Below are 10,915 nucleotides of genomic sequence, written 5' to 3'. Positions count from 1 at the left end.
CCCCAGATTAGTAAAATGCAAAGCAGTCTGATCACGGAATGATCCGCGATCAGGCTGTTTTTTGGTTTCCGGAAGCTCTGTCATTTATGATCGAGTAGTTCACGTGGTTGCAAAATGATGACTGCCTGTTATACTTAATTTAAATCAACATTTTGGGGTGCCATTGGCTGAGATTATACCCATTGAACCTGATCTGCTCAGCAGCAGCGAAGGGAAAATGATAAGCTTTGAATAATCTAAATTGAAAGTAAAGCCACGTCGCCTCTGTGTTGACGTGGCTTTTTTGTTTGCTTTGAGAAAAAAGGGGTTTGATTATGCATCGACAGACGAAGGTTTGGGAAAATAGTTTGATTTGGCTGGGGGCCGGGATTTCCATTGCGGAAATTTTGACGGGCACGTACTTTGCTCCATTGGGATTTGCTAAGGGTGTTGTGGCCATCCTAATTGGTCACGTTATCGGCTGCACCTTGCTGTTTTTTGCCGGACTGATTGGTGGCCAGACTCGCCAAAACGCGATGGATACTGTGAAGAACAGCTTTGGGCATAAGGGGTCGGTGGTCTTTGCCTTGCTCAATGCCTGCCAACTAATCGGTTGGACGGGGATTATGATCTATGACGCGGCGGTGGCCGCCCACGAGGCATTTCACCTAGGTCAGTGGCTATGGTGTTTGATAATTGGTCTACTGATCATCGTTTGGTTGTGGATTGGTGTGGAACACTTAGGTAAGCTGAATACGGTCGCATTGACCTTACTACTGGTACTGACGATCTGGTTGTCATTCAGTATTTTTCACCGACCGATGATCCACGCTAGCGTCAGCGGCAATTTGAATTTTGGCGCAGCGGTAGAACTGGGTGTCTCCATGCCGTTGTCCTGGTTGCCGCTGATCAGCGACTATACATCAAAGGCTAAACGACCGGTGGCGGCCACTCTCGGCAGTGTCATCTCGTACGGCCTGGTCAGTTGCTGGATGTACTTAATTGGTCTGGGCATGAGCCTCTTCGCCGGGCAGACCAACATCGCTAAGGTGATGGTGGCTTCGGGGATGGGCATTGCTGGACTATTAATCATCGTCTTTTCTACCGTTACCACCACTTTCATGGATGCCTATTCTGCAGGGATGTCGCTGCAGTCGATCTGGCCAAAACTAAACGGCACCTGGATGGCGATGATCACGACGGTGGTCGGCACGGTCGGTGCAATTTTACTGCCGATGGATAACATCACCAACTTTTTGTACCTGATCGGCTCAGTCTTTGCACCGATGATCACGGTGCTGGTAGCTGACTACTTTATTTTCCATCACAGCTCCTTGAAGCAGGCGGTTAACTGGCCTAACTTTGTCATTTGGGTCATCGGCTTCATCGCTTACCGCTGCCTGATGCAGACGGACACGATTGTGGGCAATACCTTACCCGACGTGGTTATCGTGCTGGTTTTGTGCTTGTTGTGGCACGCCGTGCGAATGATGACCCGCCGGACAGATAATTAAGATAGGAGAGGGTGTGCGATAATGACAGATTATATTGAACAAGTTCGTCATGATAATCCGGTAGTGTTGACGGTAGCTAACATGGTGACTCCTGGCGACGTGGCCAATGCAGTCAACGCGATTGGGGGATCACCGATTATGTCGAGCTCGCCAGCTGAAGCCGAAGAAATGGTCAACATCGCTGCTGGTGTCACCATCAATGCCGGAACCCTGAACGAGGCACAACAGGAGGAGATTGAAGCGGTCTTGAAGGCAACGGACCAAACGGAAAAACCGGTGGTGCTTGACCCGGTCGCCGTAGCTTTGCCTTACCGTCACCACTTTATTAAGCAGGTGCTGGCTAATCACCGGATTTCGTTGATCCGGGGGAATGCTGGCGAGATTGCCAGTCTGGCTGGTCTTCAATGGGAGAGTCGCGGAGTGGATAGTGGTCAGGGTGATGCGCAACAGTTGCGCAAAATTGCCGTCACCTGTTCGAAAAAGTATCACACCCTAGTCGTCCTGACTGGGGTTCACGACGTGATCGCTGATGGTTACCGGGTTGCGACAAATGATTGCGGGACACCGATGTTCCAAGCTTACGTCGGCTGTGGTGACATGGTTTCTAGCGTCTTGGCGGCCTTTCTGGCAACCGGTGGTGACTATTGGCGGTCGGCCTTGACTGGTGTTCAGGCCTTTACGGTGGCCGGCCAATTGGCTGCGGCTAGTCTCGCCCAACCGGTGCCTGGCAGTTTCTTCACGGCTTTGTTGGATCAATTATATTTGCTGGATGATCAGAAATTATCTGATTGTGTCAAGAAGGAGAGTGCTCAAAATGATTAATAGTTTTCCCCAAACGTTAACGATTGCCGGATCCGATTCCGGTGGCGGTGCCGGGATGGAAGCCGACCTGAAGACTATGCAGATGCGCCACGTCTTCGGGACTGCTGTCTTGGTCGCTATTACGGCGCAAAATACGATTGGCGTGCAAAAGGCCGTGCCACTGTCGCCAGACATCATCGATGCGCAATTCAAGTCGATTGCCGACGACTTCAAGATCCGGGCCTGCAAGACGGGGATGCTGGCAGACAGCACGCGGGTACATACGGTTGCTGAGAACCTTAAGAAGTATGACTTTGGCCCACTGATCGTTGATCCAGTGATGGTCGCTAAGGGTGGGGCCCCGTTACTGACGGAAGATGCCGTCAAAACCGTAATCGACGAACTGCTGCCGTTAGCTTACCTGGTGACACCGAATCTGCCAGAAGCCGAAAAACTAGCGGGGATGAAAATCACCAGCGAAGACGAGATGGTGGTAGCCGCAAAAAAGATTCAGGCGTTGGGGCCCAAGAACGTCCTGGTCAAGGGCGGTCACTTGCTAGCTGATAGTCAGGCTAGCGACTTCACCCTCCTCGCCAATGGTGATCATTTCTGGATGAATTCGGAACGGGTTCACACCAAACGCACTCACGGCACAGGCGATACCATTTCATCCTGCATCGTGGCTGAACTGGCCAAGGGGCGGACACTGGAAGAAGCCATTCGCATCGCTAAACATTACGTCACGGCGACGATCATTCACACAATTCAGGTTGGTCACGGCCACGGCCCGCTTAACCACTGGGCAGCTGAAGGAGGTTTTTAACCATGACGCGTTTTAACCCAGACATGTTGCGCTGCTACCTGGTAGGCGGCAGCCAGGATACTAATCATGATCCGCAACAGTTGCTGGATGATGTGGACCAGGCACTGCAGGCCGGGATTACCATGTTTCAGTACCGCGAGAAGGGCAGCTCAAGACTCTCTGCCCAAGAAAAACTGTCGCTAGGACAACAGCTGATGCATCTGTGCCGCCAACATGACGTTCCCTTCATCATCGACGATGATGTGGCCTTGGCTCAGCAATTAGGAGCCGACGGGGTGCACGTTGGTCAGGATGATGAAAAGATTCAGCAAGTCATCGCGCAAGTGGGTTCACAGATGATGGTCGGTTATTCGTGCAGCACGCAAGCAGAAGTGCAGCGGGCCAACCATCTTGGTGTTGACTATGTCGGCTCCGGGCCGGTCTACCCGACGATGAGCAAGGCTGATGCTGACCCGGTGATCGGTGTCGACGGACTCACGAAGTTGGTGGAGACCAGCTGGCACCCGATCGTTGCGATTGGTGGCATTGCCGAGGATAATCTACAGCACGTCGCCAGCAGCCACTGCAGTGGGGTAGCGACGATTTCGATGATTTTGCAGAGTGATGACATTGGTGCTACGGTGCGTCATGTGCTGAATGTATTTTAAAAATTAAAGGCCCAGGGGCAACGAAAGCTCCTGAGCCTTATTTAGATTTCAACCGCGCAACGTCACCACAAAATTAATCTGACCGTTGCTGTACTTGGCTTGGATCCGTCCATTAAAATCATTGACGATCCGTTGAGCCATTGAAAGGCCGATCCCGAAACCGCCTTTTTGCTGGTGAGCTGTGTCTTCACGGTAGAAGCGTTCAAAAAATTTACTGTAATCAACATCAGCGCCTTGTGCAAAGGAATTGCTGACGGTGAGGACGGCACCCTTGCCACGCTTAGTTTTGTGTAAGTGAACGCTGACCTGACCATCTTTGTCACAATACTTGTTGGCGTTGTCGAGCAGGATGTTTACCAGCTCGGCGTAGTAATTCGCATCGACCGCGGCCGTCACCTGAGGTTCAATGTCTTTGCTCAGGTGCAGTTTGCTTTGCTTCATCACGTTTTCAAAGGCGTCGTAGTTTTTTTCGGTGATTGTGCTGATGTCCGTCGCTTCGATGTTCATGTCTGGACGTTCACCGAGACGCGTCAAAGAAATCAGGTTGTTGATCAGGCGGGTCAGACGACCAATCTGGTCCTTATTAGAACGCGTCAGTTCGGTTTCGCCACTGGTAAGTTCCTGCATTTCGGTGTTGGCTGAGATGACGGTCAGTGGTGTTTTCAATTCGTGACCAGCATTGGAGATAAACTCACGCTGCCTTTTTTCGGCGATCACCAGTGGCTGAATGGCTTTCTTGGACAAGACTACCAAAACAAAGGTATAGAGAACCATCGAGACGATTCCGACAAGTACGGCAATTCGGAGTAAATCGTGGCTTTCGGCCATCAAAATAGATTGATCCAAAAAGACGATGATGTAACGGTTATGCACTTTTTTCATGCGGTAAGCGTAGAGGGTCCGGTTGTAGCTAATCGTTCCTCGCGATCTGCGCCGTTGAAAAGCCAGTTCCGATAAATTGTTGATTGCGCCGTCGGGCACGGTTTCAATATGCGAGTCGTTAATGCTCAAAACGTTACCCTGGGGATCCAGCTGGCTGCTGAAAAAGCGGTACTGGAAGATGCCTTCGCGGCTTTGCCGTGGCTGCATCCAGTTGGGTTGCGGGGGAGTGATGTTCGCTGAACGCTGCAGCTGGCCATTATTCTTCATGAGAATTGTCAGAACAGCGTTGACTTCTTGTTTGCTACGGTAGAAAGAGGCAAAGCTGATGCTGCCGATGATGGTCACGAGGACGATCACCAGAGCAAGGGTGGAAATCGCAATGAACTTGCGGCGAACGGTTTTAAGCATTGGCATCACCTTGGTCAATTAACTGGTAAGGACCACCTTTCGGCCCTGCCACTTCTACGTCGGCGTTGACGGACTGCAGCTTTTGACGCAGGTAGGAAATGTTGATCCAGACGTCCTCTGCATCCGCGTGTTCGTCGTCATCGTCCCAGGTTTGGTTGAGCAGGGTGTCCGTCGACAGTTTTTTGCCGGCATTCAAAATGAGGTACTGGAGCAGGCGGCTTTCCTTGCTCGATAGGCTGATGGAGTTTTCACTCTTCAGAACTTGTTCGTTGCCGTCGAGGGTGATGTTGCCAAACTTCAGGACGTCCTCGTCGAGGCTTTCAAACCGCCGTTCCAGTGAGCGCAGCCGAGCCAGCAGTTCCTTCAGTGAAAACGGCTTGGTTAGGTAATCGTCCGCACCAGCATCCAGGCCGTTGACCTTATCGTCGACTTCCGAGAGGGCCGTCAGCATGATGACGTAGGTGCGGTCGCCGGTAGTGCGGATTTCGCGCAGTGCCTGCAGACCGTCCTTAACGGGCATCATGATGTCTAAAATCATCACGTCATAAGGATTCTTCTTGGCATGGTCGACAGCTTCCTGGCCGTTGGCGACGGCATCGACTTGATATTGGCTCGTTTTGAGGGCCATCGTGATGACGCGGCGTAACTGGTCATTATCTTCGGCTAATAAGATTTTCATGGCTATTCCTCCTCATCATTTTCGTGAATCAGTTGGCGAATCGTCTGCATTTGAATATCGCAGGATGCCAGTTGGTTGGCACACTTTTTCAGTTCCCGGCCGATTCGCTCGGGGTCTTTAATGTTGTGCTTGTATTTCATTTCGTGTTCCAGGCTTGCCCACGAATCCATGGCGATGGTCCGCAGCTGAATTTCGACGTAGTAGTGACCGGGCACGTGGCCCTCGATGTCCTTGTAAGGAGTGGTCAAATCGAGGATGACGTGGTAAGAGCGGTAACCATTGGGCTTGGCGTGGGTGATGTAGTCTTTTTCCTTGACGATCCGGCACCAATCGGCTTGTTTGAGTGCATGCAAGTTGCGAGGGATGTCGTCGATGAAGTTGCAGACGATCCGGAAGCCGATGGCGTCGTGGCAACGCCGGAGTGCCGATTCCGTTGTGACGGGATAGCCCTTGCGATGGCACTTTTCGACCATGCTGTCATTGCCCTTGATCCGGCTGGATAGGTGTTCGTATAATTCCGGCTTGCCATCAGCTTTGGCTTGCTGGTTAAATTCTTTTAATTTATCCGTCACCATCTGCTGGATCAGGGTAAGGGAATGGTGGTAATTACCATAAATATCCATATATTAACGACTCCTTTTGCATTCACATTATATCAATAATGGAAAAGAAAGCAGCGTTATTAAATAGGATTAAAGAAAATTTATGGGCATTGTCCCGTGGCGTGTTGACCAGCTTTGACCCAGCACGTACAATGGTTTTAGTTTCAATTAAAGTCAATACAAAGGAGTGGGAATAGTGGCAAACGTCAACTTAGACGCGTTTGACAAGATCATCGTGCTCGACTTCGGTAGTCAGTACAACCAGCTGATTACCCGGCGAATCCGTGACTTCGGAGTGTACTCCGAATTGCTCAGCCATAAGAAGACGGCCGAAGAGATTGCCAAGATGCACCCGAAAGGGATCATTTTCTCTGGTGGACCTAACAGCGTGTACGACGATGGTGCCTTAAAGGTAGATCCTGAGATTTTTAAGTTGGGCATTCCGATTCTGGGAATTTGCTACGGGATGCAACTGATGAGCTATGACCTGGGCGGTAAGGTAGAAAATGCCAACGACTCAGAGTACGGCCGGGTTGATATCCAGGTAACGGACGACAAAGCTTCCTTATTTAAGGACTTGCCTGACAAGCAGTTTGTTTGGATGAGTCACGGTGACCGGGTCACCAAAGCTCCTGATGGCTTTAAGGTCGTCGCTACGAGCAAGAACTGCCCGATCGCTGCCATCGAAAACACAGACAAGAAACAGTATGGCCTGCAGTTCCACCCCGAAGTGCGTAACAGCCAGTATGGCCTGGACATCCTGCGCCGCTTTACATTTGATGTTTGTGGTTGTGAAAAGAACTGGTCGATGGATGACTTTATCGATCTGGAAATCGAACACATCCGCAAAGAAGTTGGGGACAAGAAGGTTATCCTCGGCCTGTCTGGTGGGGTTGATTCCTCAGTTACGGCAGTCCTGATCCACAAGGCGATTGGCAATCAACTGACCTGCATCTTCGTTGACCATGGTCTTTTGCGGAAGAACGAAGCCGACCAGGTCATGAAGGCTTTGAACCGCGACCTCGGTGTCAACATCATCAAGGTTGATGCTTCCGAGCGCTTCCTGGGTAAGCTGAAGGGTGTCACTGATCCCGAAAAGAAGCGGAAGATCATCGGTGCCGAATTCGTCAACGTCTTCCATGAAGAAGCAAAGAAGATCAAGGATGCAGAGTTCCTGGCTCAAGGGACACTCTACACCGACGTTATCGAATCAGGTACGGACACGGCTAAGACGATCAAGTCGCACCACAACGTCGGTGGTCTGCCGAAGAAGCTCGGCTTTAAGTTGATCGAACCGCTACGCAGCCTCTTCAAGGACGAAACCCGTGAACTTGGTGAAAAGCTAGGCATTCCGCACGAATTAGTATGGCGTCAACCATTCCCAGGTCCAGGTCTGGGAATCCGGGTGATCGGCGAGATCACTCCCGAAAAGCTGCAGATCGTCCGTGAAAGTGACGCCATTCTGCGTGATGAAATTGCTAAGGCTGGTCTGGACGAAAAGATTTGGCAGTACTTCACGGTTTTGCCGGGCATTCGTTCCGTCGGTGTGATGGGTGACAACCGGACTTACGACTACGCCGTTGCTATCCGTGCCGTAACGTCAATTGACGGGATGACGGCTGACTTTGCTAAGATTCCGTGGGACGTCCTGCAGAAGATTTCGGTACGGATCGTCAATGAGGTTGACCACGTTAACCGGATTCTTTATGATGTCACGAGTAAGCCGCCTTCGACAATTGAATATGAATAATTTAATAGAACAATATGAAGTGGGAATCCTAATTTGACGGCATTTGTAGAGGCTAGATCTTAGTAGAAAATACAGGTTTAAGTAAAGTTGTCTACCGTTTTTCTACTGTGATTCTATTTCGATGATTAGGTAACACAAAAGGAACTAGAGCATGTTTACTGCGACTAGTTCCTTTATTTTTCTACTAGAATAGTATTTATTAACGTGACTACCTTGTCTTTAAATAGCTAGGCAGTCATTTTTTGTTTCTTTTTGGTGATTCAAAAAGAAATTGTTGGTCCAGTTGGCAAGTACAGCTGGTCGGTGTTGTTACTTATGACGAAAACATAAGTAAATCAGATGTGAAATCTCGAAATGACCTTGAATGCAATCTCAAGGTACTCATTTTCGAATGTAATATCTGATCGCTCGGCGGGGTGAAGGGGAGCTAGCAAGGCCCCCCTCCAAGCATTAGTTACGTATTACAAACTTGTTTGATATTACGAATTTAATTGCTTGCAAGTTCGTTTGTTCTTGTATTATAATATAGTTGAATAATTGGTCTAGACCAATACAAAAAACAAACGAACCCGACGAAATGAGGAATTTAGTCAGTCGTTGTCACGAGCACGTGAAGACTGAAAATTTCTTTTGCCGTCAGGCAAACTGAGGAGGTCAAGAATGGATGGAACCATTAAAGAATAAATTGATTCAAGCCCGATTAAGTGAAAATGAACTTGCCGATTTTGAATCGGTAAAGCGTGAATTTGGTATTGCAGGTACTTCGAAAGCAGTGCGACAAATGATTGAGGATGAGAAGCTATTAATGCAAGCTAAAGAGAACTGGCAAAAGGGTAAGCGTGATGCCGTGACGGCTTTAGTCCAACAATTGAATGATCAAGACCGGCTACCGTTAGTTGAGGCAATCCATGGTCTGACAGATACTAAATCATCGTCGGAGTTGTCTATCGTGCGTGATCAATATGCCGATATTCAGCAACAACTCCAAGCTATTATGTATACAATTACGAAATCGGGGAATAATCTTAACCAGATTGCGCATATTTTGAATGCTGCAAAGCAACAAGCCGAACAAGAAGATGACGATTTAACCGATGACGACTTATGGCGGTGGGTTGCTAAGCAGCTAGTCGAAAATAGTCGTGTTTTGGTTGAATTGCAACAAGAGATCATCAACCTTAAGAATGACACTGGATCGTCAAATCAGAAAGCTGGTGGCACCGTTGTCAGTCCTGGAAACTCACTCGTGTCGCAGTAGTTACGGCAGGCTACAGTATTTGTTCCAAGAACCGCCACATAGTTACCAAAAGACGTCGCAGCGGGTGCTAGCAAGTACGGGATTTAACATTAAACTGTTGCATAACCCTAATGGCGATATTTCGGCAACGCAAAATAGCGCCTATTTGGAAAAGCAATTCAAGGCTAACCTAAATAAAGCACATAACCCCAAACGAAAGTATCAAGCACAAACTTTAATTATTTCTTTCTCAGAAGATGAATTTGATACTTCAGATCTTAACCTACAAGCTAAACAAGCATTGGTGCTGGTTCAGCACTTTATTCATCAGCATTTTGCCGATGCACAGTCTATAATTGCAATTCAAGCAGACAGCGAAGGTGGAAAACTACACGCACATGTTGTTTTTAATACCATCAAGTCAAATGGTCGAACAATTCCAACTAATCGTTTCAACATACATAAACTACGATCCAGCTTTGACCGTGAAATGATCAATAACTACCAATTTGTTACAGGTCACAGATGGACTAATCCAATACATAACCAACAAGAAAGACGAGATGTTAATAATTTAACAACACGATCTGAATGGCAACAGAATTTAAAGAAGATAATCGCACAAGTTAGGTGCGAAGTAAACTCACTTAAGGAGTTTATCCGGCGCTTAAACGATGCTGGAATAACCGTGACTGAACGCCAGAAGGGAAGCGCCTGGACTTACCATCAAACAGTTCATGGTAAGTCATACAAAGTTCGTGACTTTTATCAACGAGTAGATAAACAAAATGGTGAAGTTTTGTCAACTCGCGGTTTGGGCCAAACGTTTACTAAAAGTTATTTAACAGGTTACTTTAAGCAGAAAGAAGTGGAGGAAGATACTAATGAACGACGACAATCAAAAGATGAAGAATTCGAAAAAATCAAAACGATGGCAAGAGATGCTCGAATCAGAACTGCTAGACAACAGCGACTCAACCAACTCAACCGACAACGAAGTGAAGACGCCAAGGCTGAAGAGCAGAAACAGAGATCTCGCGGAAAAGCTAGACTATCTCATCGACGAGTCAGCAAAGCAAGGCGACGTCAATCGAGTGTCGAAGAACGTCGACAGCTTGAGCAACAAGCTCGACGAAAGCAAGCAAACACTGAAAGAACAGCTGAAGGACCAGAGCTCTAAAGTGGTTAAAGCAGTAGCTGATGCCCGAGCCATTGGTTATTCAGATGGGCTGGTCGGCCGTGTTGACGCGATGGACCAGAAAATTAGTGGGCTTGAGGCTGATATTAACTTACGCGAACAGAACTTGGATCAGAAGACCCAAGAGTGCATTGCAAAAGTGGCAGATCTGGACCAAGCCAGTAAATATCTAGAGAATTATACTCAAGTGGTTAATGATCAGCTAGTGCCCACTATGCGTAATCTAATTTTAGCCATGCGTGATGGAATCACCCACCATACCCAGGAAGTTACTAATGACGTTTATCGGCAATTAGAAAAAGATACAGGACTATCGGTAAAAGAAATCATTAAGACAGCTGTAAGTCAGAATTTTGCCAACGAACGTAAAAGTGCTGAATAAGCTAGCGCTAGTG

General features: G+C 48.3%; 12 protein-coding genes and 1 riboswitch. Of the genes, 9 read left to right on the top strand and 3 right to left on the bottom strand.

The window, feature by feature from the left end:
* Positions 1-143: 143 nt before the first annotated feature.
* Positions 144-232: riboswitch (TPP riboswitch) on the top strand.
* An 82-nt stretch (positions 233-314) separates the two neighbouring features.
* Genes cytX through thiE form a run of 4 tightly spaced genes read left to right on the top strand, consistent with a single transcriptional unit; the run spans position 315 to position 3,764 of the window.
* Complete coding sequence (gene cytX / locus AB3114_RS00315) at positions 315-1,493, top strand: putative hydroxymethylpyrimidine transporter CytX (protein ID WP_367341267.1); 1,179 nt, start codon at positions 315-317, stop codon at positions 1,491-1,493.
* Positions 1,494-1,514: 21 nt separating this feature from the next.
* The gene (thiM, locus tag AB3114_RS00310; RefSeq protein ID WP_367341266.1) at positions 1,515-2,315 is read left to right on the top strand and encodes a hydroxyethylthiazole kinase; all 801 of its coding nucleotides are present in this window, start codon (positions 1,515-1,517) and stop codon (positions 2,313-2,315) included.
* Positions 2,308-3,117, top strand: coding sequence for a bifunctional hydroxymethylpyrimidine kinase/phosphomethylpyrimidine kinase (thiD, locus tag AB3114_RS00305; RefSeq protein ID WP_367341265.1), 810 nt, complete (start codon positions 2,308-2,310; stop codon positions 3,115-3,117). Before thiM ends, thiD begins: the two co-directional genes overlap by 8 nt.
* Before the next feature lie 2 nt (positions 3,118-3,119).
* Entirely contained in the window at positions 3,120-3,764 is a 645-nt protein-coding gene (thiE, locus tag AB3114_RS00300; RefSeq protein ID WP_367341264.1) for a thiamine phosphate synthase, read from the top strand.
* Positions 3,765-3,812: 48 nt separating this feature from the next.
* On the opposite strand, the gene AB3114_RS00295 is transcribed toward thiE, so the two are convergent.
* The 3 genes from AB3114_RS00295 to AB3114_RS00285 are packed head-to-tail and all read right to left on the bottom strand — an operon-like array spanning position 3,813 to position 6,356.
* Positions 3,813-5,054, bottom strand: a complete 1,242-nt coding sequence (locus tag AB3114_RS00295) for a sensor histidine kinase (protein ID WP_367341263.1) — start codon at positions 5,052-5,054, stop codon at positions 3,813-3,815.
* Complete coding sequence (locus AB3114_RS00290; RefSeq protein WP_367341262.1) at positions 5,047-5,733, bottom strand: response regulator transcription factor; 687 nt, start codon at positions 5,731-5,733, stop codon at positions 5,047-5,049. The genes AB3114_RS00295 and AB3114_RS00290 overlap by 8 nt, the downstream gene beginning before the upstream one ends.
* Before the next feature lie 2 nt (positions 5,734-5,735).
* On the bottom strand, positions 5,736-6,356 hold the full coding sequence (locus AB3114_RS00285) for a GTP pyrophosphokinase family protein (RefSeq protein WP_367341261.1): 621 nt from the start codon (positions 6,354-6,356) through the stop codon (positions 5,736-5,738).
* Positions 6,357-6,394: 38 nt separating this feature from the next.
* Between AB3114_RS00285 and AB3114_RS00280 the strand changes: the two genes are divergently transcribed.
* From AB3114_RS00280 to AB3114_RS00260, 5 genes are all read left to right on the top strand, one after another.
* Positions 6,395-6,532, top strand: coding sequence for a hypothetical protein (locus AB3114_RS00280; RefSeq protein WP_367341260.1), 138 nt, complete (start codon positions 6,395-6,397; stop codon positions 6,530-6,532).
* A complete protein-coding gene (guaA, locus tag AB3114_RS00275; RefSeq protein ID WP_367341259.1) occupies positions 6,532-8,085 on the top strand; it encodes a glutamine-hydrolyzing GMP synthase in 1,554 nt (517 codons plus the stop codon). Before AB3114_RS00280 ends, guaA begins: the two co-directional genes overlap by 1 nt.
* Before the next feature lie 664 nt (positions 8,086-8,749).
* Positions 8,750-9,343 (top strand): hypothetical protein, encoded by a 594-nt coding sequence (locus AB3114_RS00270; protein WP_367341258.1) that lies wholly within the window; start codon positions 8,750-8,752, stop codon positions 9,341-9,343.
* A gap of 64 nt (positions 9,344-9,407) precedes the next feature.
* Positions 9,408-10,502, top strand: a complete 1,095-nt coding sequence (locus AB3114_RS00265; RefSeq protein WP_367341257.1) for a relaxase/mobilization nuclease domain-containing protein — start codon at positions 9,408-9,410, stop codon at positions 10,500-10,502.
* Complete coding sequence (locus tag AB3114_RS00260; RefSeq protein WP_367341256.1) at positions 10,438-10,902, top strand: hypothetical protein; 465 nt, start codon at positions 10,438-10,440, stop codon at positions 10,900-10,902. Before AB3114_RS00265 ends, AB3114_RS00260 begins: the two co-directional genes overlap by 65 nt.
* Positions 10,903-10,915 lie beyond the last annotated feature (13 nt).

It is taken from the genome of Limosilactobacillus sp. (assembly GCF_040772465.1).
In the GTDB taxonomy this organism is placed as follows: domain Bacteria; phylum Bacillota; class Bacilli; order Lactobacillales; family Lactobacillaceae; genus Limosilactobacillus.
The sequence above is the reverse complement of the archived record's forward strand: the minus strand, read 5'-3'. Positions and strand labels throughout refer to the sequence as shown.

Bases quoted from the DNA above. Each gene is read 5' to 3' on its own strand.
- cytX (WP_367341267.1), top strand. From the start codon at position 315: ATGCATCGACAGACGAAGGTTTGGGAAAATAGTTTGATTTGGCTGGGG.
- thiM (WP_367341266.1), top strand. From the start codon at position 1,515: ATGACAGATTATATTGAACAAGTTCGTCATGATAATCCGGTAGTGTTG.
- thiD (WP_367341265.1), top strand. From the start codon at position 2,308: ATGATTAATAGTTTTCCCCAAACGTTAACGATTGCCGGATCCGATTCC.
- thiE (WP_367341264.1), top strand. From the start codon at position 3,120: ATGACGCGTTTTAACCCAGACATGTTGCGCTGCTACCTGGTAGGCGGC.
- AB3114_RS00295 (WP_367341263.1), bottom strand. From the start codon at position 5,054: ATGCTTAAAACCGTTCGCCGCAAGTTCATTGCGATTTCCACCCTTGCT.
- AB3114_RS00290 (WP_367341262.1), bottom strand. From the start codon at position 5,733: ATGAAAATCTTATTAGCCGAAGATAATGACCAGTTACGCCGCGTCATC.
- AB3114_RS00285 (WP_367341261.1), bottom strand. From the start codon at position 6,356: ATGGATATTTATGGTAATTACCACCATTCCCTTACCCTGATCCAGCAG.
- AB3114_RS00280 (WP_367341260.1), top strand. From the start codon at position 6,395: ATGGAAAAGAAAGCAGCGTTATTAAATAGGATTAAAGAAAATTTATGG.
- AB3114_RS00270 (WP_367341258.1), top strand. From the start codon at position 8,750: ATGGAACCATTAAAGAATAAATTGATTCAAGCCCGATTAAGTGAAAAT.